The sequence below is a fragment of the Duganella sp. Dugasp56 genome (assembly GCF_047304105.1).
Classification (GTDB): domain Bacteria; phylum Pseudomonadota; class Gammaproteobacteria; order Burkholderiales; family Burkholderiaceae_D; genus Rugamonas; species Rugamonas hordei.
The window spans coordinates 142242-163104 of the sequence record NZ_JBGLYQ010000004.1; the positions used below are offsets into that span (position 1 = coordinate 142242).

At 65.0% G+C, this 20863-nt stretch carries 17 protein-coding genes; 13 read left to right on the forward strand and 4 right to left on the reverse strand.

Features of this window, described 5'->3' with window-relative positions:
• The first annotated feature begins 47 nt into the window (after window positions 1-47).
• From ACCD07_RS03800 to ACCD07_RS03825, 6 genes are all read left to right on the forward strand, one after another.
• Complete coding sequence (locus tag ACCD07_RS03800) at window positions 48-1241, forward strand: CaiB/BaiF CoA transferase family protein (protein WP_413446556.1); 1194 nt, start codon at window positions 48-50, stop codon at window positions 1239-1241.
• On the forward strand, window positions 1238-2239 hold the full coding sequence (locus tag ACCD07_RS03805; protein ID WP_413446557.1) for a hydroxymethylglutaryl-CoA lyase: 1002 nt from the start codon (window positions 1238-1240) through the stop codon (window positions 2237-2239). Before ACCD07_RS03800 ends, ACCD07_RS03805 begins: the two co-directional genes overlap by 4 nt.
• Before the next feature lie 67 nt (window positions 2240-2306).
• The gene (locus ACCD07_RS03810) at window positions 2307-3635 is read left to right on the forward strand and encodes an MFS transporter (RefSeq protein ID WP_413446558.1); all 1329 of its coding nucleotides are present in this window, start codon (window positions 2307-2309) and stop codon (window positions 3633-3635) included.
• A gap of 78 nt (window positions 3636-3713) precedes the next feature.
• The gene (locus tag ACCD07_RS03815; RefSeq protein WP_413446559.1) at window positions 3714-5408 is read left to right on the forward strand and encodes a serine hydrolase; all 1695 of its coding nucleotides are present in this window, start codon (window positions 3714-3716) and stop codon (window positions 5406-5408) included.
• 9 nt (window positions 5409-5417) lie between these two features.
• The gene (locus tag ACCD07_RS03820; protein WP_413446560.1) at window positions 5418-5861 is read left to right on the forward strand and encodes a nuclear transport factor 2 family protein; all 444 of its coding nucleotides are present in this window, start codon (window positions 5418-5420) and stop codon (window positions 5859-5861) included.
• Between the two features lie 162 nt (window positions 5862-6023).
• Window positions 6024-6356, forward strand: coding sequence for a DUF3471 domain-containing protein (locus tag ACCD07_RS03825; RefSeq protein WP_176650399.1), 333 nt, complete (start codon window positions 6024-6026; stop codon window positions 6354-6356).
• A gap of 37 nt (window positions 6357-6393) precedes the next feature.
• Here the strand turns inward: ACCD07_RS03825 and serB are convergent, their stop codons facing one another.
• The 3 genes from serB to ACCD07_RS03840 form a co-directional block, all read right to left on the reverse strand.
• Window positions 6394-7236, reverse strand: a complete 843-nt coding sequence (gene serB / locus ACCD07_RS03830) for a phosphoserine phosphatase SerB (RefSeq protein ID WP_176650400.1) — start codon at window positions 7234-7236, stop codon at window positions 6394-6396.
• Window positions 7237-7298: 62 nt separating this feature from the next.
• On the reverse strand, window positions 7299-10742 hold the full coding sequence (mfd, locus tag ACCD07_RS03835) for a transcription-repair coupling factor (protein ID WP_176650401.1): 3444 nt from the start codon (window positions 10740-10742) through the stop codon (window positions 7299-7301).
• Between the two features lie 79 nt (window positions 10743-10821).
• On the reverse strand, window positions 10822-11763 hold the full coding sequence (locus tag ACCD07_RS03840; protein WP_176650402.1) for a 5'-nucleotidase: 942 nt from the start codon (window positions 11761-11763) through the stop codon (window positions 10822-10824).
• A 164-nt stretch (window positions 11764-11927) separates the two neighbouring features.
• On the opposite strand from ACCD07_RS03840, the gene ACCD07_RS03845 reads away from it, so the two are divergent.
• Window positions 11928-13061 (forward strand): diguanylate cyclase, encoded by a 1134-nt coding sequence (locus ACCD07_RS03845; protein WP_413446561.1) that lies wholly within the window; start codon window positions 11928-11930, stop codon window positions 13059-13061.
• A gap of 7 nt (window positions 13062-13068) precedes the next feature.
• Here the strand turns inward: ACCD07_RS03845 and ACCD07_RS03850 are convergent, their stop codons facing one another.
• On the reverse strand, window positions 13069-13659 hold the full coding sequence (locus ACCD07_RS03850) for a DUF4337 domain-containing protein (protein WP_413446562.1): 591 nt from the start codon (window positions 13657-13659) through the stop codon (window positions 13069-13071).
• A gap of 264 nt (window positions 13660-13923) precedes the next feature.
• Here ACCD07_RS03850 and ACCD07_RS03855 point away from each other — a divergent pair, with 264 nt between their 5' ends.
• The 6 genes from ACCD07_RS03855 to ACCD07_RS03880 all read left to right on the forward strand — a co-directional run bounded on the left by ACCD07_RS03855 (window position 13924) and on the right by ACCD07_RS03880 (window position 20860).
• Window positions 13924-14469, forward strand: a complete 546-nt coding sequence (locus ACCD07_RS03855) for a hypothetical protein (protein WP_413446563.1) — start codon at window positions 13924-13926, stop codon at window positions 14467-14469.
• Between the two features lie 142 nt (window positions 14470-14611).
• Window positions 14612-15304 (forward strand): response regulator transcription factor, encoded by a 693-nt coding sequence (locus tag ACCD07_RS03860; RefSeq protein WP_413446564.1) that lies wholly within the window; start codon window positions 14612-14614, stop codon window positions 15302-15304.
• A gap of 26 nt (window positions 15305-15330) precedes the next feature.
• Window positions 15331-17271: an ATP-binding protein gene (locus ACCD07_RS03865; RefSeq protein WP_413446565.1), complete on the forward strand. Its 1941-nt coding sequence runs from the start codon at window positions 15331-15333 to the stop codon at window positions 17269-17271.
• A gap of 104 nt (window positions 17272-17375) precedes the next feature.
• Window positions 17376-18200, forward strand: coding sequence for a PEP-CTERM sorting domain-containing protein (locus tag ACCD07_RS03870; protein WP_176650407.1), 825 nt, complete (start codon window positions 17376-17378; stop codon window positions 18198-18200).
• 13 nt (window positions 18201-18213) lie between these two features.
• Window positions 18214-19080: a GNAT family N-acetyltransferase gene (locus tag ACCD07_RS03875; protein WP_413446566.1), complete on the forward strand. Its 867-nt coding sequence runs from the start codon at window positions 18214-18216 to the stop codon at window positions 19078-19080.
• The gene (locus ACCD07_RS03880; RefSeq protein WP_413446567.1) at window positions 19070-20860 is read left to right on the forward strand and encodes an alkaline phosphatase family protein; all 1791 of its coding nucleotides are present in this window, start codon (window positions 19070-19072) and stop codon (window positions 20858-20860) included. The genes ACCD07_RS03875 and ACCD07_RS03880 overlap by 11 nt, the downstream gene beginning before the upstream one ends.
• Window positions 20861-20863 lie beyond the last annotated feature (3 nt).

Genomic DNA, 20863 nt, shown 5'->3' on the forward strand with positions numbered 1-20863 from the left:
CCATTTCCTATCCTGTCATTCATTAGCTAAAACGACAGGAGACAATCATGAGCGGACCGCTCACCGGAATTCGCGTCATTGAAATCGGCACCCTGATCGCCGCGCCGTTCGCCGCTCGGCTGATGGCCGAATTCGGCGCCGAAGTGATCAAGATCGAGGCGCCGGGCGACGGCGACCCGATACGCAAATGGCGCAAGCTGCACGAAGGCACCTCGCTGTGGTGGTATCTGCAGTCGCGCAACAAGAAATCCATCGCCGTCAACCTGAAGTCGGCCGAGGGCGTGGACATCATCCGCCAGCTGGCCTGCAATGCCGACGTGCTGATCGAGAACCTGAAGCCGGGCGCGATGGAAAAGCTCGGACTGGGCTGGGACGTGCTGCACGAACTGAACCCCAAGCTGACGATGGTGCGCATCTCCGGCTACGGCCAGACCGGCCCGTACAAGGAGCGTCCCGGCTTCGGCGCCATCGGCGAGGCGATGGGCGGCATCCGCTACACCACCGGCGAGCCCGATGGCGCGCCGGCCCGCGCCGGCATCAGCCTTGGCGATTCGCTGGCCTCGCTGCATGCGGTGATGGGCGCGCTGATGTCGCTGTTGCGCGTCAAGAGCGGGCAGGGCGGCGGCCAGATGGTGGACGTGTCGCTGGTGGAAAGCGTGTTCAACCTGATGGAAAGCCTGGTGCCGGAATACGACCTGCTGGGCCATGTGCGCGAACGCAGCGGCGGCGCCTTGCCGGGCATCGCGCCATCGAACACCTACCCGACCCGCGACGGCGCCTACATCGTCATCGCCGGCAACAGCAATCCGATTTTCCGCCGCCTGATGCAGGCCATCGGCCGCGCCGACCTGGCCGACGATCCCGAGTTCGCCCACAACGACGGCCGCGTGGCGCGCGTGGCCCTGCTGGACGCGGCCATCGCGGGCTGGACCTCGTCGCTGGCGATCGCCGAAGCGCTGGCGCAGCTGGAGCAGGCCGGCGTGCCGGCGGGACGCATCTATTCGGCCGCAGACATCGTCGCCGACCCGCACTACCTGGCGCGCGACATGGTGCTGCAGGCCGAGCTGCCGGGCGGCGTGCAGGTGAAGATGCCGGGCATCGTGCCCAAGCTGTCGGAGACGCCGGGGCAGGTCAACTGGCAAGGTCCGTCGCTGGGCCAGCATACGGCGTCGGTATTGACGGAGTTGGGCATGAGCGTGCAGCAGATCGCCCGCCTGCAACAGGAAGGGGTGGTGCAATGAGCGCGGACCGCCTGATCGTCCAGGAAGTCGCCCCGCGCGACGGCCTGCAGATAGAACCCGTCTGGGTGCCGACCGATGAAAAGGTCAGCCTGATCAACCAGCTGTCCGGCGCGGGCTTCTCGCGCATCGAGGCCGGCTCCTTCGTGTCGCCGAAGGCGATACCGGCGCTGCGCGACGGCGCCGAGGTGTTTTCCCGCATCCGCCGCGCGCCGGGCGTGATCTATGTCGCGCTGATCCCGAACCTGAAGGGCGCCCAACGCGCGCTGGAGGCCGGCGCCGATGAGCTCAATCTGGTGCTGTCCGCCAGCCAGACCCACAACCGCGCCAACATGGGCATGAGCGGCGACGATTCGATGACCGCATTTGCGGCGGTGGCATCGCTGACGGCGGCCGTCAACCACGACGCCGCCAGCGCCTGCAGCATCGACGGCTTCCGTACGGCGGTCACGCTGAACGGCACCGTCGCCACCGCCTTCGGTTGCCCGTTCGAGGGCGCGATCGCGGAAGACCGCGTGCTGAAGCTGGTCGACCGCTACCTGGCGCTGGGCGTCGGTGGCATCACGCTGGCCGACACCACCGGCATGGCCAACCCGCGCCAGGTGGCGCGGCTGGTGCGGCGCGTGCTGGAGCGGGTGCCGGCCAAGGCACTGACGCTGCACTTCCACAACACGCGCGGCCTCGGCCTGGCCAATGTGCTGGCGGCCTATGAAGCCGGCGCGCGGCGTTTCGACGCCGCGCTGGGCGGCTTGGGCGGTTGTCCCTTCGCACCGGGCGCCTCGGGTAACATCTGTACCGAGGACCTGGTGAACATGTGCGAAGAAATGGGAATCGCCACCGGCATCGACTTGCCGCTGCTGATCGCGATGTCGCGCCGCCTGCCGCAACTGCTGGGCCACGACACGGCGGGGCAGGTGGCCAAGGCCGGCCGCAATTGCGACCTGCATCCGGCGCCGGCATCGATATCGGCAACGCGGCCGGCTGTACCGGCGGCGGCCTGAATCACCGCCGCATCATCCTTTTAAAACAATAGCCGGCGCCACGCAGCGCCGGATCAGGAGACTTACCATGCAAAGCCACACCACACTGGCCGCCCGCAACGCGGCCGCACCGGCGGTACTCGACGAAGCCACGGTTGTCCGCAAGGCGGCCTGGCGCATCATGCCGCTGATTATGATCTGCTATCTGTTCGCCTTTTTCGACCGCATCAACATCAGCTTCGCCAAGTTCCAGCTGCAGGGTGACCTGGGACTGAGCGACACCGCCTACGGCCTGGGCGCGAGCCTGTTCGTGGTCGGCTACGTGCTGTTCGAAGTGCCGAGCAATATGTTCCTCTACAAGGTCGGCGCGCGGCGCTGGATCGCCCGCATCATGATCTCGTGGGGCCTGGCCACCACGGCGATGGTGTTCGTGTCCAGCGAATGGCAGTTCTACTGCCTGCGCTTCATCATCGGTGCGATGGAGGCGGGCTTCGCGCCCGGCGTGCTGTACTACCTGACGCTGTGGTTTCCGACCACCTTCCGCGGCCGCATCACGTCGATGCTGTTCCTGGCTTCAGCCTTCGCCGGATTGTTCGGCGCGCCGGTATCGGGCCTGATCCTCGGCCACATGGAAGGCGTGGCCGGCATGCGCGGCTGGCACTGGCTGTTCATGCTGGGCGGCCTGCCGTGCATCGCGCTGGGGCTGGTCGTGCTGAGCCAGCTGAAGGACCGCATCGAGGACGCCGGCTGGCTGTCCTCCGACGAGAAGGCTCTGCTGCGCAGCCGCATCGAGCAGAGCGCGCCGCAGCAAGGCGGCCATTCGCTGCTGAGCGCCATCAAGACCCCGGGCTTCCTGACGCTGGGACTGGTGTACTTCCTGATCCAGGTCGCGTCGTATGGCCTGAACTTCTGGGCGCCGCACCTGATCCGCAGCGCAGGCACGCAAAACCCGACCATCATCGGCCTGCTGACCGCCGTGCCCTATATTTGCGGCGCGATCTGCATGGTGGTGGTGGGGCGCATGTCGGACGCCAGCGGCGAGCGGCGCAAGTTCGTCACCGGCCTGCTGGTGCTGGCGGCGCTGGGTTTCTTCAGCGCCGGCATCTTTGACAAGCAAACCGGCTTGCTGATCGTGGCGCTGGGCGTGCTGGGCGCCGGCGTGGTCGCCGCGATTCCGGCCTTCTGGGCGCTGCCGCCCAAGCTGGTCACCGGCGCCGGCGCGGCGGGCGGCATCGCGCTGATTAACACGCTGGGCCAGCTGGGCGGCATCGTCAGCCCGGTGATGGTGGGCCGGGTGCGCGACCTGACCGGCAGCACCACGCCGGCGCTGTACGTCATCGGCGGCTCGACCTTGCTGTGCGCGCTGATCGTCATGTACGGCCTGCCGCAGCAGCTGCGCGAGAACGAGAAAAAATAAGCGTTGCTATAAAAATAAGTTGATGGCAGCATATGCCGGTCGATCGCCACTTGAGCGCGATCCGCACCGGGAGAACATATGTCGCAACACCGCAAGTGGATGCATGCCGCCGGCCTTGCCGCGGCCCTCACGTTCAGCGTCGTGGTTCAGGCGCAGGACGTCAAGCGGCTGGAAGCCGTCGCCGATTCCTTTGCCGCCACCAGCAAATTCTCGGGCACCGTGCTGGTGGCCAAAGGCGACCGGGTCTTGCTGGACAAGGGCTACGGCTCCGCCAACCTCGAATGGAACATTCCCAACGCGCCCAGCACCAAGTTCCGGCTGGGCTCCGTGACCAAGCAGTTCACGGCGGCCGGCGTGCTGCTGCTGGAGGATCGGGGCAAGCTCAAAGTGTCGGAGCCGGTCAGCAAATATCTGCCTGACCTGCCGGCCGCCTGGAGCAAGATCACCATTGCGCAGCTGCTGAACCACACTTCGGGCATCGCCAACTTCACGTCGCAGAAAGAGTACCAGTCGATAGAGCCGTTCACCAAAAAGCCGGCGGAAATCGCCGCGCTGGTGCGCGATCTGCCGCTGCGGTTCGAGTCCGGTTCCAAATTCGAATACAGCAATACCGGCTATGTGCTGTTGGGCCAATTGATCGAACAGGTGAGCGGGGACAGCTACGCCACCTTCCTGCGCAAGAATATCTTCGAGCCGCTGGGCATGAAGGACACCGGCTACGACTGGAACGCCGCCATCCTGCCCAACCGCGCCGCCGGTTATGCACGCGGCAAGAGCGGCATCGCCAACGCCGGCTTTATCAACATGAGCATTCCGCACGGCGCCGGCGCGCTGTATTCCACCACCGCCGATCTGCTGCGCTGGCAGCGCGCGCTGTACGAGGGCAAGCTGCTGTCCGCCGGCGCGCTGCAGGCGATGACCACCGCCTACCAGTCCGGCTACGGCTACGGCCTCGCGGTGCGCGAAGCGCCGGGCAGCAAGGAACTTGCGCACAATGGCGGCATCGAGGGCTTCTCCACCGAACTGCATTATCGCGTCGCCGACAAGATCAGCGTCATCGTGTTGAGCAACGTGGAAGGCAGTCAGCTCGATCCATTTAGCTATGCCTTGTCGGCGGTGGCACGCGGCGACACGACGCTGCTGCCGTCCGAGCGCAAGGCGGTCGCGCTGACGCCGGAGCAGGTCTCCAGCGTGCTGGGTGCCTATGCGATGCCCAATGGCCGCCGCTTCTGGGTGCGCGAGCGCGGTGGGCAGATGACGGCGCGGCTGGACGGCCAGCGCGCGCTGCCGGTGTATGCGGAGTCGCCGGACCGGTTCTTCGGCCGCCTGATCGACGCGCAAGGCGAAATCAAGCGCAACGCCGCCGGCGCGGTCGAGTCGATAACGCTGGTGCAGGGCGGCCGGCGCATCCCCATGCTGAAGGTGCCCGATGTGGAGCCGGACTACGATACGGCCGCGCTTTATCTGCGCGGCGACATGAACGAATGGGGCATCCGCGACCGCCTGCAAAAGACCGGGGCCGGCAGCTACGCCGCGACCATCGAACTGGCGCCGGGACGCTACGACTTCAAGGTCGGCTCGGAGGATTTCAAAACCGTCGACCTGGGCGGCCTGGAGGACGACCAGCAGGTGGCGCTGGGCGCCGCGCAGGTCATGGATGCTGTCGGCCCGAATCTGTCGGTCGAGATCCCAAGGCCGGGCAAATACACTTTTATTTTGAATGTCGCCAACGCGCAGGAGCCGGTCATCAATGTCGCGCCAGCCGCACCATAAGGGGAAATCATGAAATCTATTTTGTTCGCAGCCATCGCCATCGCATCCTTCCCGCTGCATGCCGAGGAAACGGCGCAGCAGCAGTTGCTGAAACTGGTGCAGGCCTATACCGAAGCGCAGCGCGACTTCGAGCCGTCGAAGATCGACGCCATCGTCACGCGCGATTTCTACGAGATATCGCCGGTCGGCGAAGTGGATCCGCGCGAAAAAGTGCTGGGCTTCTATCTGCCGGCCAACAAGCGCGAGGCTCCAACGATGGAAGTCTCCGAACCGGCCATCCGCACCTACGGCGGCACCGGCACCATCCTGGTCAAGCTGAGCGGCACCATGACCATGGGCGCCGAGAAGCGCAGCTTTGCCTTCCGCGCCGGCTACGTGGCGGTGAACGAGGGCGGCAAGTGGAAGCTGGCGTCGGCGCAATACACCGGCATCCGTCCGCCCAAGCCGCAATAGGCGAACCCGGGCCTCCCGTCCATCCCTCCATAACGACCTTTCATCGCCGTCGCGGCGGTGTTGGTCGGATTTAGTGCGCAAGCCGTGATTATTTTGTCTAATGTGTACGCATTGCCATCCACCTTGTGAGCGATGGCGATCTTGACCTGGATGGAAAATATCATGCGTACTTTAGTATTGGCTTTGGCGCTGGGCTGCTGCATGGCCGGCGCCGCCGGGGCTGCCGAAAAAACGCTGCCCGCGTCGGACCTACAGGATTATCGCGGCCAGTACGAGCTGGCCGACGGGCGGCTGTTGACCGTCACACAGCGCGGCAATAAATTGTTTGTGCGGATGAACAACGACACACCGATCGAGGTGGTGCCGGCCGGCGACGGCGTGTTCGTCACGCGCTGGGGAGGCGTGCGGGTGGAGTTCGACCAGCGCGACAACGGCAGCGTGGCTGGCGTCCGCCTACGCGGCCCGGACCGGCAGGTGGCGCGCAGGCAGGAATAGAAGTGCAGGCAGGGCGGCAACGGGGCCGCCGCGCCGCTCAGGTCAGCAGCGGCAGGATGCCGTCGAGGCCGACGAAGTTCAACGCGACGTTGGCCTGCTCGCGCACCACCGGCTTGGCGCGGAACGCCACCGACATGCCCGAGATGCTCATCATCTTCAGGTCGTTGGCGCCGTCGCCCATGACGATCGCCTGCGACGGCTTGATGCCCAGTTCCGCGCAGACGCGTTCCACCGTGCGCTTCTTTTCGTCCGCATCGACAATGCCGCCGACCACGCGGCCGGTGAGGCGGCCGTCGACGATTTCCAGTTCGTTGGCGTGGGTGTAGTCCAGCCCCAGGCGCTCTTTCAGGCGCGAGGTGAAGAAGGTGAAGCCGCCCGATACCAGCAGCGTTTTCAAGCCGGCCTGCTGTACCGCCTTCAGCATCGCCTCGGCGCCCAGCGACAGCTGCAGGCGCTCCGTGTACACGCGCTCCAGCGCCGACGCATCCAGGCCTTCCAGCAGCGCCACGCGGCGCTTCAGGCTCTCGGAGAAATCGAGCTCGCCGCGCATGGCCGCCTCGGTGATCTCGGACACTTGTGGCTTCAGTCCCTGCATGTCGGCGATTTCATCGATGCATTCGATGGTGATCAGCGTCGAATCCATGTCCATCGCCACCAGCTTGAATTCGCTCATCTTGTGGATGCCGATGGAATAGGTGGCGTCGAGTTGCGCCGCTTGCGCCGCCACTTCGATGGTCTGGCGCAGCGCGGGCGAGAAAGCGATGCCTTCGCAACGGACGGCGCGGTCGCTTAGCCATGTCAGGCTTTTGGGTGCGGTGAGCGCGGCGATACGCTCCAGTCGGGCCTTGCAATCGTCAAGCCCCTGCAGAACTAAATTCATGGTGTTTTTCATAAAAGGCATTAGCGTTTTTTGGGCTAAGTGTTTAAATTACGTGGTATGCGTCAGGCGGTCAACTGTTTGATGGCGCCTTTGATTTGCGCGACACGCGCCGCCAGGTCCGGCATGGCGGCGGTGATCTTCAGTTTGTCCTGGCCATTGAGCTTGATCTGGCGGTTTTTCTGTATCAGTTCGATGATGCGCATCGGGTCGATCGGCGGCTTGGCCATGAACTGCAGCGTGGCCGCTTCGCCATGGGCGTCGATCTTGATGATGCCGACCGTCTTGGCGGCGATGCGCAGGCGGTGCGTTTCGATCAGCGCCTTGACCGCGTCCGGCAGCTTGCCGAAGCGGTCGATCATCTCTTCCTGCATGTCGTCGATTTTGTCCTGGACGGTGCAGTTGGCCATGCGCTTGTAAATCGATAGCCGTTCGTGCACATCGCCGCAGAAATCGGCCGGCAGCAGCGCCGGCACATGCAGGTTGATCTCGGTGGTGGTGGCCAGCGGCGCCGCCAGGTCCGGCTCCTTACCGGCCTTGAGCGAGCGCACCGCCTCGTTCAGCATGTCCGAATACAGCTGGAAGCCGATCTCGGTCATCTCGCCGGACTGGCTGTCGCCCAGCACTTCGCCGGCGCCGCGGATCTCCAGATCGTGCATCGCCAGATAGAAGCCGCTGCCCAGTTCCTCCATCTGCTGGATCGCGTCCAGCCGGCGCTGCGCCTGCTTGGTCAGCGACAGCAGGTCGTGCACCAGCAGGTAGGCATAGGCCTGGTGGTGCGAACGGCCGACGCGGCCGCGCAGCTGGTGCAGCTGCGCCAGGCCGAACTTGTCGGCGCGGTGCATGATGATAGTGTTCGCGGTCGGCACGTCGATACCGGTTTCGATAATCGTCGTGCACAGCAGGATGTTGAAGCGCTGCGCCACGAAGTCGCGCATCACTTTTTCCAGGTCGCGTTCGTGCATCTGGCCGTGGGCCACGGCGATGCGCGCTTCCGGCAGCAGTTCGGTCAGCATCGCCATGCGGTTCTGGATGGTCTCGACCTCGTTGTGCAGGAAGTACACCTGGCCGCCGCGTTTCAGTTCGCGCAGGCAGGCTTCGCGGATGATCGATTCGCCTTCGCTGCGGACGAAGGTCTTGATCGCCAGGCGCTTTTGCGGCGCGGTGGCGATGACGGAGAAGTCGCGCAGGCCTTCGAGCGCCATGCCGAGCGTGCGCGGGATCGGCGTGGCGGTCAGGGTCAGCACGTCGACCTCGGCGCGCAGCGCTTTCAGCGTTTCCTTCTGGCGCACGCCGAAGCGGTGTTCCTCGTCGATGATGACCAGGCCGAGGCGGGTGAACTTGACGTCGTCCGACAGCAGCTTGTGGGTGCCGATGACGATGTCGAGCGTGCCGTCGGCCATGCCTTTGATCGCCTGCGTGATCTCCTTGCCGCTGCGGAAGCGCGACATTTCGGCGATGCGCACCGGCCAGTCGGCGAAGCGGTCGGCGAAGGTTTGCGCGTGCTGTTCGGCCAGCAGCGTGGTCGGCGCCAGGATCGCCACCTGCTTGCCGCCCATGACGGCGATGAAGGCCGCGCGCAGCGCCACCTCGGTCTTGCCGAAGCCGACGTCGCCGCAGACCAGCCGGTCCATCGGTTTGCCGGACGTCATATCCTTGATGACGTTGTTGATCGCTTCCTGCTGGTCCGGCGTTTCGTCGAAGCCGAAGCTGTCGGCGAAGCGCTCGTAGTCGTGCGCCGAATATTCGAACGAGTGGCCCTGGCGCAGCGCGCGGCGGGCGTACAGGTTGAGCAGCTCGGCGGCGGTGTCGCGCACCTGCTCGGCGGCTTTTTTCTTGGCCTTTTCCCACTGGCCGGAGCCCAGCGAGTGCAGCGGCGCGTCGTCCGGCGAGGCGCCGGAGTAGCGCGAGATGACGTGCAGCTGCGACACCGGCACGTACAGCTTGGTGTCCTTGGCGTATTCCAGATGCAGGAACTCGGTCTCGCCTTCGCCCAGGTCCATGCTGGTCAGGCCCATGTAGCGGCCGATGCCGTGGTTGATGTGCACCACCGGGTCGCCGATCTTCAGCTCCGACAGGTCGCGCACCATCGATTCGACCTGCGTGACCGCTTCCTGCTTCTTCTTGCCGACGCGGCGGCCGGAGCCGGCATACAGCTCGGTCTCGGTGATGAAGATGATGTTCTCGTCCGGCGTCGACAGCTCGAAGCCGGCGTGCAGCGGCGCCACGCCCAACATCAGCTTCGCATCGGACGTGACGAAGCCTTGGTAGCCCTCGACCGGCGTCAAGGCCAGGTTGTATTCGTTGAAGTACTGCTGCAGCGTTTCGCGGCGGCCGTTCGATTCGGCGCAGATCATCACGCGGCGGCCGGCCTGCAGCAAGTAGGCGCGCAGGTTGGTCAGCGGGTCGTCGGTGTGGCGGTTGACGGCGATGTTGGGCACCGGCGCGGACAGTTCGGAGGCGCTGCCGTCGTTATCTTTCGATATCACCAGCCGGCCGTAGGGCTTGGCCAGCGTGAAGAACTGCTCGTCCGACAGGAACAGCGCTTCCGGCGCCAGGATGGGGCGGTCGCGGTCGGCCTTCAGGAAGCGGTAGCGCGAACCGGTGTCGGTCCAGAAGCGCTTGATGGCGGCGTCGATGTCGCCCACCAGTGCCAGCGCTGCGCCTTGCGGCAGATAGTCGAACAGCGTGGCCGTCTCGTCGAAGAACAGCGGCAGGTAGTACTCGATGCCGGCCGAGGCGATGCCGCTCTTGATGTCCTTGTACACCACCGTGCGCGAGGGATCGCCTTCGAACTGCTCGCGCCAGCGGTTGCGGAAGGTGGTGCGCGCCGCTTCGTCCATCGGGAATTCGCGGCCCGGCAGCAGTCGCACCTCGTTGACCGGGTACAGTGAGCGCTGGGTGTCGGCGTCGAAGGTGCGGATGGTTTCGATGGTGTCGCCGAACAGGTCGAGGCGGTAGGGCAGCGCGGAACCCATCGGGAACAGGTCGATCAGTCCGCCGCGCACCGAGTATTCGCCGGGCGACATCACCTGCGTCACGTGGGTGTAGCCGGCCAGGCTCAATTGCGACTTCAGGCGCGCTTCATCGAGCGACTCGCCTTTTTTAAAGAAGAAGGTGTAGGCCGCCAGGAACGACGGCGGCGCCATGCGCACCAGCGCGGTGGTGGCCGGCACCAGCATCACGTCGCACTGGCCGCTGGAGATTTCGTGCAGCGTGGCCAGGCGCTCGGACACCAGGTCCTGGTGCGGCGAGAAGGCGTCGTAGGGCAGGGTCTCCCAATCGGGCAGCAGATGGCAGCGCAGCTGGTCGCCGCCGAACCATGGAATCTCGTCGAGCAGGCGCTGGGCGTCGCTGGCGCTGGCGACGATCACGGCCAGCATCTGGCCCTGGGATTTCAATTCCAGCGCGGTGAGCGCCAGGGCGTAGGCATCCGACGAGCCGTGCAGCGCGGGCAGGGCGAAGCGGGTGCCGGGTTTGGGGAGGGATTTTTTTAAGACCAGGGACACAACAGCCATTCAACGGTAGGGGGGAGTGAGGGACCTGCCGACATTATAGTCGAAGCCCCGCTCCGCCGCCGCCTGCCGTTCACGCCGGCTTGGGCGGCCGGTTGGCTATGCCGAAGGGCACATGCACCATCGGTATATTGCCGCCGGCCGACTTCAGGTGGCTGAGCTGGTCGTCGAAGAATATATGCGGCTTGAAGATGCCCAGCACCCGCGCCTTTTCCATGCCGCCGAGGAAAAAAGTTTCATTGGCGGAAACGCCCCAGCTCTTCAGCGTGGTCACCACCCGCTCGTGCGACGGCGCGCTGCGGGCCGTGATGATGGCGATGCGCAGGATCTTCCTGTACGACGGATCGCGGCGCTGCGCGCGCTCCTCCAGCCGCTGCATCAGCGACAGCTTCTGGAACAGGTCGGCCAGCGGGCCCGGCTGGTGCGGAATCGCCACCCGCTCGCGTTCGTGCGCATGGAATTCGTCGACGTCGTTGTTGCGCTTGAAGACGGTCTCGGATTCGTCGTCGGCGATCACGCCGTCGAAGTCGAAGGCCACGCGCAGTTCGGCGTCGCTGTCGTCGTCCTCGGTGCGCGACGGCAGCACCAGCCCGGCCGGATAGTTGGCCGCCAGCGCGTTGCGCACGTCTTCCTCATTGGCGCTCAGGAACAGCGATGTGTTGAAGGCCGGCAGGTAGGTGTACGGCGATTGGCCGGTGACGAAGCAGGCGCGCGAGATGTCCAGCCCGTAATGGGCGATGGAATTCATCACCCGCAGCCCGGTTTCCGGGGAATTGCGCGAAAACAGCACCACCTCGACCGGCGCCGATTGCGCGTAGTGCTTGTTGATGCCGAGAAAGCGGCGGATGAACGGAAACGCCACGCCCTTGCCGAGGATGACGTCGATATTCTGTTCCTGGTACTTGCGGTACTCCTCGGCGCCGCCTTCCAGGTAGATTTTATGCGATTCGGTGAGGTCAAACAGCGCGCTGGAGGCGATGCCGATGACCAGCTTGTGCTCGATAGGGTAGGCCATGGCTGAAATGGATAAATTGCTATAAGCGCCACTTTAACCGATATGCGCGGTTTCCTCCGCGAATTTGACCGGCCGACTGCGGTTTTTTGTTTCTATTTTGCATGAGCGATTGCCACCTGTGTTGCACTGAGATACATTGTCACATCATCAGGACGGACCTCAGCGTGCTCAATTTCGACACCTTATTGCTGGTTCAAGTCTGCATCACGCTGTTGACGACGGCGCTGCTGATTGCTTCCGCATGTTATTCCGGCAGTCCGCCCGAACTGCGCTGGTGGGCGGCGGGCAACCTGCTGGTGGCGCTTGGCCTGGCGATGGCCAACCTGGACAGCGCCCCGCCCATCTTCAACACTATTCTCGGCTATGGCGTGATCGCGTTCGGCAATATGCTGGTGCTGCGCGGCCTGCGCGTGCATGGCTCGGACACGCTGCCATGGCGCACCGTCGCCATCGCCACCGCGCTGGCGATGTTGATACCTGCTTACTTTACCGTCATCGTCCCCAGCCTGCGCGCGCGGCTGTGCTTTAGCGGCTTTTATTTTGCCCTGCTCAACTGGTGGTGTGCGGCGACGATCGCGCGGCACGGCGGCTGGCGCGGCATCGCCATCAGCCTGATCGGCTTCACGGTGCTGGGCCTGGCCATGTTCCTGCGCGGCGCGCACATGTTGCTCCACGCCGATGCGGGCGACGTCGCCAGTTCGCGGGTGATGGGCATGACCTTGCTGGCGATTCCGCTGTCGCAGGTCTGCATCGCCTTCGGCCTGATCCTGATGGTGATGTGGCGCTATGCCGAACGCCTGCGCCACCTGTCGACGCTGGATGCGCTGACCGGCGCGCTGAACCGTGCCGGGCTGGAAATCCACGGCAAGCGGGTCGGTTTGCGCGCACTGCGCGCCTCCCGCAGCATGGCGCTCATCATGGTCGATATCGACCATTTCAAGCTGATCAACGATACCTACGGCCACCCGGTTGGCGACGAGGTGCTGCGGCATATCGCGCAGGTGCTCAGGCTGGAGCTGCGGCCCTACGACTTGCTGGCGCGCTTTGGCGGCGAGGAGTTCGTGCTGGTGCTCGACGGCCTGAATCTGGATGGGGCGACCAAGGTCGCCGAACGGCTGCGCGCCCGCATCGAACTGGAACTGGTGGAGATCGACGCGCTGTCGGTGCGCTACACCGCCAGCGTGGGCGTGGTCTCTTCGGACGAGCACGGCTACGACCTGATACGCCTGATCTCGGCCGGCGACGCCGCCATGTACGAGGCCAAGCGCTCCGGCCGCAACCGCGTGATCGGCGGTTAAGCGCCTGCTAGGACAGCAGCGCGATCAGCGAGTCCGGGTGCAGGCCCCAGCCGGCCAGGCCGGACAAGCCCATCAGCACGCCGAAGGCGGTCGGCACCAGCGCCGTGAAGTACAGCGCCCACAACTGGGTCAGCGCGGTGATGGCCAGCAGGGAAATGGCGATCGCCAGCAGGGCGTCGGACAGGTCGAACTGGTCGTCCTTGAAATTGGCCGCGTCGTAGGTTTTCTGGTCCTGCTCGGCCTGCGCCTTGGCTTCGGCCTTCTTGCTGGCCTGATCCTGCGCCACCTTCTCATATTGCTGGATCGCTTCCTGGTACGCCGCCTGTTCCGCCGCCGGCTTGCCAGCCGCCGCCAATCGCAATTGCACCACGGTGGATTTGGCGACTTCCTCGCGCACGTTGCGGGCCTGGTAGAACGCCCAGTGGTCGACCCGGTTGGCCTGGGCCTGTTGCATGCCCTGGTTGATGTTGTCGTCCTTGACCTTGCAGATGCCCATGAAGGTGGCCAGCAGGGCGACGGTGATGGCGACGGTGGCGTTGAGTTTCTTGCCGGTGGCGGGGGTGTCGTTCTGGGTGTCGACGATGTCCAGTGGTTCCATGTTTCGGTGTTCCGAGTGTCAAAACCGCAAGCTTAACCTACAACTGTGCACTCGGCGCCACAGACTGAAAGAATGTGATTGACGGTATCCCGACGGAGCATCATATTGACCGACGAGAACCAACAATAAAGCAAGCCACTATCTGGCGCAGTAGTACAGTAAGGCAGCCCTTGAGGCTGCTTTTTTTTGTTTGATGTGGCTCAATCGAAGTGGAGCGGTCTGGAGTAGCTTGGCAGTTCGGCCACGTGCTTCGAGGAGCAAATCATGTCGTCCAATGACAACGGGAGTCACATTGAAAACGCGCCACGCGGCGCATATGATGCAAGAGTCGATACGCGCCTTGCGGCGATGGAAGCCCGCATCGCGGCAATGGAGGTTGATGTGGCAGTTATACGTACAGGCTTTGCGACCAAGGATGATGTGCAATCGCTGCGTGGGGAAATCCACGCCGTGCGGGGAGAGATCCATATCTCGACCGAGCGCATCATGAAAAGCCTGTACGAGCAAAAGCTGGAGTTTAATGCCGTGCTTGCGAAGACGCGGGAGGACTTTTTTACCGCACTTGCGAAGCAGCGCGAGGAATTTCAAACCGCACTCGCGAAGCAGCGGGAAGAATTTCAAACCGCACTGGCGAAACAGCGTGAGGATTTTTATACCGCGCTGGCCAAGCAAAGGGAAGAGTTGAATGCCGCCATGGCGAATCATCGCGACGAGCTGCAGAAAACCTTGATGAGCCATACGTGGAAATTGTATGGCTTTGCCTCACTGTTAATGGGCGGCGTGTATTTTATCGCCCGCTACGTGCATTAAGGAGTAGCTGCATTGCGCATATGGGCGGCGGCGGAAGCGCGCAGTCCTGGGCGCGGCGGCGTGAACGCGGTCGCCAAGGCGATCGGCATGTCGCGCACGACGAAATTCCCAAATCGCCTATCCGCTCCGCTACAATCGCGGCATGACAACCACCGATCACAACCAGCAACAGCAGCGCGCCATTCGCGTCGCCATCGTCGAGGATGATCCCGGCTTTCTCGAAGCCTTGATCCGCGTGGTGCAGGCCGCTCCGGACATGTGCCTGTCCGGCCGCGCCGGCAGCCAGGCCGAAGGGCTGGCCATGCTGCGCTCGGCCCCGGCGGACGTGCTGCTGGTCGATCTGGGTTTGCCGGACGGCTCGGGCGTCGACGTCATCCGCGCGGCGACACTGCAGTGGCCAAGTTGCAGCGTCATGGTCAGCACCAATTTTGGCGATGAAATGCACGTGATGCGTTCGATCGAAGCGGGGGCTGTGGGCTATCTGCTCAAGGACAGTTCGCCGGCCAGGATGGTCGACGAGATCCGCAGCCTCGCCAGCGGTGGCAGTCCGATCAGCCCGATCATCGCGCGCCAGGTACTGTCGCGCTTCCGGCTCAGCGCCGCGCCCCTGACGAACCGGGAGCCGCCGGCCGGGCCCCCGCCATTGTCGGCCCGTGAACTGGAGGTGCTTGACTACATCACCAAGGGTTTCACGGCACAGGAGATCGCCAAGCTGATGGACTTGTCGCATTTCACGGTGCGCAGCTTTGTGCGCCGCATCTACAGCAAGCTCAAGGTCAAGTCCAAGAGCGAAGCCATCTATGAGGCCCGCGTCCAGGGCCTGCTGCCCGATTAGCCCTCCATCCGCCCATCCTCCACCCGATGATAGTTCTGCCCCAGCGCGTCTTTTCCCCTGTGCTTCTGATCGTTTCGGCCGCGCTGCTGGCAGCCGTCGCGGTCCTGTATCTGCTGGCGGGCGGCGTGCATGCGCCCGGAGCCAGCACGCAGCTGACGGCGGCCGATTGGCAGGCCGTCGACAGTGGCAGTTTCGCCGAGCCCCCGCCCGTGCAGGACAGCGCGGCCTTGCCGGCAGACTGGCGCCGCGTCCAACTGCCGCTGGCGATGCCGATCGCTCTGCTGCGCCAGGCCCGGGCGTACGGCGCGGCGCAAGCCCACGCAACGACCTGGCTCAGGCTGTCCACGCGCGGCCTCGTCAAGACGCCGGGACCGTTGGCGCTGTATGGCGCGCGCGTCAAGACGGACGGCACCATCGCCGTGTATGCGAACGGCCATCTGGTCCATCAGGCGCAGCGACAGGGGCCGTTATGGAACAGCACCCGCACGCCGCTGTGGGTGGTGCTCGACGCGCCAGCCGGTGGCGCGCCCCTGGACGAGATCCTGATCCGCCTGGAGCACACCAGCAAGTCCCAGGTGGCGGTGTCGTCTCTGTGGCTTGGGCCGCCGGATGCCCTGAGCCTGCGTTACCAGTCGCGTCGCTGGCTGCAGCAGGAACTGCCCGCGATGCTGAGCGCGGCCTTCCTGGCGGTCGGCATCTTCGCTTTTTTTGTGTGGGTCCGGCGCCGCCACGAGATCGGCTATCTGCTGTTCTTTGCGCTTTCCGCCACCGCCTTCCTGCGCGGCCTGCATTTCTATGTGGGCTTGCCGATCGCGAACGACTGGTTTGCCTGGCTGACCGTCAACGCCCTGTTCTGGCTCGTCGCGACCTTGCATTTCTTCCTGCGCCTGCTGCATGGCCGCGAGCTGCCGTGGCTCACGCGCGGCCTGATCGCCGTCACCGTCCTGGTCGCCGTGACGACCCTGCCGGCGTTGGCGGTGCTGCCCAATACGCCCAGCGTGACCCCGCTGATCTATGCCGTCGCGGCCCTGATGGGAAGCACGGTCTTCCTGGTCGGCGGTATCGCCGCCTGGCGTGATACCAGGGAGGGCAGGCTGGTGGCGGTCGGCCTCGGTGTCGTACTCTTGCAGGGGTTTGCCGACTGGCTACTGCAAAACAACGTCGTCAGTCCGGAAGGCTGGTATCTGGGCGCTTATTCCAACGCCGTCTGTTTTGCCGTTTTTGGCACGCTGATGTACCGGCGCTATATCGACGCCATCCACCAGGTGGAACTGCTCAACGCCAGCCTGGCGCAGCGCCTGCGGGCGCGCGAGGCCGAACTGGAACAAAGCCATCAGCGCCTGCGCGAAGTGGAATACCGGCAAACCATCAGCGACGAGCGCCAGCGCCTGATGCAGGACATGCACGACGGCCTGGGTTCGTCCCTGATCAGCGCCATCCGCTCGGTCGAACAAGGGGGCGTGAACGAGCTGAAGGTCGCGCAAATCCTCAAGGATTGCCTGGATGATTTGAAACTGACCATCGACTCGATGGAACCGGTCGAAGCCGACCTGCTGCTGTTGCTGGCCACGCTGCGCTTCCGCCTGGAACCTCGCCTGGAGGGCACGGGCATCGTCTTGTTGTGGCGGGCGCAGGCGCTGCCCGCCCTGGACTGGCTCGACCCTTCCAGCGCCTTGCACATTTTGCGCATCGTCCAGGAAGGCATCGCCAACATCTTGCGTCACACCCATGCCAGCGAGATCCTGGTCGGCACCGGGGTGCTGGGTGACGGCGTGCAGATCAGCATTGAAGACAACGGCCAGGGTTTCGATGTTGACAAGGCGGCCGGCAGTGCCGCGAGCCGCGGCCTGGCCAACCAGCGCCGCCGCGCCCAGGCCGTTGACGGCACGGTGAGCTGGGACTCGGGGCCGGCGGGCACGCGCTTCACCCTGTGGCTCCCGCTCCGGCGCAAGACCCGGGCGGCCTGAGCATGCCTACATTGCCAAGTTTGTCTGTAGCACATTTGTTCTACAGACGCATGCCAGTGCGCAATATAAAATAAGCAAGAATTACAGTACCGCACCGAACCCTTATGCCAAACCACACCAAAGCTCCAGCAAAACCGACCATCTCGTACAAGGCTGGCGCCGCCGCCGTACTAGCCATGTCCGCCGCAAGCGCCGGCGCCGACGTCATCGTCACCCATGAATTCAACAACCCTTTACCATACTCTGGCGTCCAGACCACGGTGGGCAAGGACAAGTACTTGACCAACTCGTTCGATGTCGATCACAACGGCACGATCGACTACACTTACACCAAGGCGGATATCTACACAGGAACCACCCAGCCTCCCACCAGCGCACTGCAGCCGGTCGACTTGTACGACACGGGTATTTACGCCAGTGGCTTGGGTGTCGGAAATAGTGTTGCGCCCGGGAGCCTGATCGGCCCAGCGCTGGACATGCTGCCATCGGAGCGATTGGCCTATACCCATCAAACTATTGTTTACACCAAGGTGTACCCAAACGGCGGCGACTGCAAGAGGGGCTCTTGCGGCACGCTTGCGCAGTCAGTGAATTACGAGATGCACGACCAAGACCTCTACGCGAACCACAGGCAAGTTGAAAATAGTCTTGGTTTTGCCGTCCTGCTGCCATTCTCGTTCCTTGACGGCACCCAGGTCAACTATGGATGGGTGGACGCTACGATTGTTTCTTTCAGCGGCGAGTACGCTACCTACATCAACGCGGTGGGCTATGACAATACCGGTGCTGCCGTCGTTGCAGGGGCTGCGGCCTCCATCAGCCCGGTGCCCGAGCCGTCGTCGCTGGCAATGCTCGCCACCGGCCTGGCTGGCCTGGGCGCCTATCGCGGCGCCATCCGGGCGGCGCGCCGCCGCCGCGCGCGGGCTTGACACGGGCAGCGGTTTGCAGATCCGAACGGCGCGTGGCGGCGAAGTCGACCTGGCATTCGCCCTGATGCCTTACCTGGCCAACCAGGGCGTGCCTCCGGAAGCGATCCTGGTCGCGTTCCACCCCGGGATGGACGGCGTCGCCGGCGTTGCCGCGTTTTCGGTCGACTCCAAGGATAATCGCATGCCCGGCCTGCGCGCCGGCATCTTCGTGCTGCCCTCGCGACGCGGGCAAGGCGTCGGAAGCGCGCTGCTGGGCGCCCTGCGTGCGCTTGCCGCGCGCTGGGATGTCGACTATCTGCATAGCTGGCATGAGTGGACCGATAGCGAGGCGCCACCTTTCCTGTCCCGCATGGGCGCCGTGCGCCGCCGCACCCTCTACTATTTCGAAGCCGATTCCGCGGCCGGCCATCTGCATTGCACCGACTTTCTCGAACGCCTCTCGGCGGCCGGCCGCCTGCCGGTCGGGGCGCGCGCCGAACCGCTGCAGCCCCGCCATTGGCAGGCGGCGGCCCAGCTGCATGCGCTGCACAGCTTTAAGCCGCGCCCCGACCTGTTGCGTCACTTCGAGCAAACCTGCGACGATCCGCAAAACGCGGCCCTGTCCTTTGCGCTGATGCTGGACGGGCAGTTGATAGGCTTCCTGCTGTGCAATCGCGACCAGGGCTTGCCGGCGGTCGACTTGTGGCTCACGCACCCGCGTTACCGCAATGGCTGGCCCGCGCTGATGCTGCTGCAGGCGTCGAGCGTGGTATTGCTGGAACGGGGACTGGCGCGTTGCCGCTTCCACTGCAACGACGAATCGCGCGCCACGCTGGGCATGGCGCGCCGCTCCGGCGCTGAACTCATACAAACCACCTCCAGCTATGCCCTTGCCATCTGAACCGCGTTTGCTGATGCTGGCCATCGACGGCATGGACTGGAGCCTGTTGCAGCAGCTGGCCGAGCGCGGCATGCTGCCCATGCTGTCGTCGCTGATCGACGCCGGCGCTTGCGGCCGGCTCGACTTTCCACTGCCGTCCTGCGCCGACAGCGGCTGGGCCAGCGTCGCCAGCGGCACGCTGCCGGACCGGCACGGCCTGCTGCACCCGCTGGAATTGCTGCCTGATTCGCTCTTCGCGCAAAGCGCCGGCGCCGGCGCATTGCGCACCCCGGCGGCCTGGCACTGGGCCGACGCGGCAGGGCGCAGCGCGGCCGTGGTGGGCTGGCCTGGCACCCGCGCCCTGCAACTGCGCCACGGGCAGACGTTCGCGCCGGGTGTGGAGATGGCGCCGGACGGCGACGGAAGAGCGTGGCCGCTGGCGCCGGACGCGGTCCATCCACCCGAGTTGCGCGAGCTGGTGCACGAGCTGCGCATGGCGCCGGAGGACCTTGGCGCGCGCGATATCGGCTTCCTGCTGGGCGATTTCGCGGACGCGACAAAAAACCTGCTGGCCCCGGCGATGGCGGCGGCGCTGGCACAGTGCGTGACCCTGCACGCGATCGGCACCGCCATGCTGGAGCAACGCGATGCCAGGCTGCTGATGCTGCGCCTAGCGCTGCCGGCGGCGGTGGCGGCGCTGCTGGAAGGACAACAGGACGCCGCCGCCGTGCAGCTCAGCATGGCGCGCTGCTACCACTTTCTCGATCTGGTCTGCGGACGCTACTTCAAGCTGGCCGGGCCGAGCGCCCTGTGCGCGGTCATGTCGAACGGTACGCCGGCGAACGGCGGCTTCATCATCATGGCTGGTCCAGGCATCGCGCGCGACCGTACCATCGGACCGGTCAACGCTTGCGACGTGCTGCCCACGCTGGCCGCCGCCGCAGGCTTGCCGCTACCCGCGGGGCTGGACGGCAGCGTCGTCGACGAAGCCTTTACCTCGCGGCCCGAGATCGTCGCCGCGCCGGGGACGACGCTGCCGCCGCCCATCAGGCAGGGCGAAATTGCGCTCACCCCCGATGCGGCGCCCATCGATCCGGCCCTGTTCGAGGGCGAGGGCCTGGAACTGCCCGACTTCGGTCCGCAACTGGCGTTTGCCAGGTCAATTGAATGTGAAACCCGCCTCGCGCTTGCCAACATGGCCTTGCAGCGCGGGCGCCGCGATGATGGCATTGCGCAAATGCGCGCGCTGAGCGAGCGCTTCCCGGACGCGCTGCCGGTGCGTATCGCGTTGGCGGAACAACTGCTGCTGGCCGGTCAAAGCACCGCATGCGAGGCGCTGGTACGGGAATTCCCCCTGGTGCAGCAAGGAGGCGCCTGGGCCGACGCGGTCTACGGCGTCCTGGCACTATCGCGCGGCGACTGGCAGCAGGCATCCCGGCGCCTGATGGCGCTCACCCATCTTGCCAAGCCGCCGGTCAACCCGCATTTGTGGCTGGGCCGCATGCATGAGATGCAGTCCTCGTGGAGCCAGGCCGTGGCCAGCTTTGCCGCGGCCACCGCACACTGTCCTCAGGATGCGGAGGCGTGGAGCGGACTGGGACGCGCCGCGCTGGCGTGCGGCCAGTTCGCCGACGCGGCCCGGGCCTACGGACGAGCGGTCAGCCTGCAACCGCGCTCCGCTCAGGCGTTGAACGGATTGGCGTCCGCCTGGGACCACTGCGGCCAGGCCGACAAAGCCGCGCATGCCCGCGCCCGCGCCATGATCGCCAATCCCGCCTGGGTCGCCCGTAGCACTGCTTAATTC

Excerpts from the sequence above, each read along its gene's own strand:
- ACCD07_RS03800 (WP_413446556.1), top strand. The coding sequence starts at position 48 with ATGAGCGGACCGCTCACCGGAATTCGCGTCATTGAAATCGGCACCCTG.
- ACCD07_RS03805 (WP_413446557.1), top strand. The coding sequence starts at position 1,238 with ATGAGCGCGGACCGCCTGATCGTCCAGGAAGTCGCCCCGCGCGACGGC.
- ACCD07_RS03810 (WP_413446558.1), top strand. The coding sequence starts at position 2,307 with ATGCAAAGCCACACCACACTGGCCGCCCGCAACGCGGCCGCACCGGCG.
- ACCD07_RS03815 (WP_413446559.1), top strand. The coding sequence starts at position 3,714 with ATGTCGCAACACCGCAAGTGGATGCATGCCGCCGGCCTTGCCGCGGCC.
- ACCD07_RS03820 (WP_413446560.1), top strand. The coding sequence starts at position 5,418 with ATGAAATCTATTTTGTTCGCAGCCATCGCCATCGCATCCTTCCCGCTG.
- ACCD07_RS03825 (WP_176650399.1), top strand. The coding sequence starts at position 6,024 with ATGCGTACTTTAGTATTGGCTTTGGCGCTGGGCTGCTGCATGGCCGGC.
- serB (WP_176650400.1), bottom strand. The coding sequence starts at position 7,236 with ATGAATTTAGTTCTGCAGGGGCTTGACGATTGCAAGGCCCGACTGGAG.
- ACCD07_RS03840 (WP_176650402.1), bottom strand. The coding sequence starts at position 11,763 with ATGGCCTACCCTATCGAGCACAAGCTGGTCATCGGCATCGCCTCCAGC.
- ACCD07_RS03850 (WP_413446562.1), bottom strand. The coding sequence starts at position 13,659 with ATGGAACCACTGGACATCGTCGACACCCAGAACGACACCCCCGCCACC.
- ACCD07_RS03855 (WP_413446563.1), top strand. The coding sequence starts at position 13,924 with ATGTCGTCCAATGACAACGGGAGTCACATTGAAAACGCGCCACGCGGC.
- ACCD07_RS03860 (WP_413446564.1), top strand. The coding sequence starts at position 14,612 with ATGACAACCACCGATCACAACCAGCAACAGCAGCGCGCCATTCGCGTC.
- ACCD07_RS03865 (WP_413446565.1), top strand. The coding sequence starts at position 15,331 with ATGATAGTTCTGCCCCAGCGCGTCTTTTCCCCTGTGCTTCTGATCGTT.
- ACCD07_RS03870 (WP_176650407.1), top strand. The coding sequence starts at position 17,376 with ATGCCAAACCACACCAAAGCTCCAGCAAAACCGACCATCTCGTACAAG.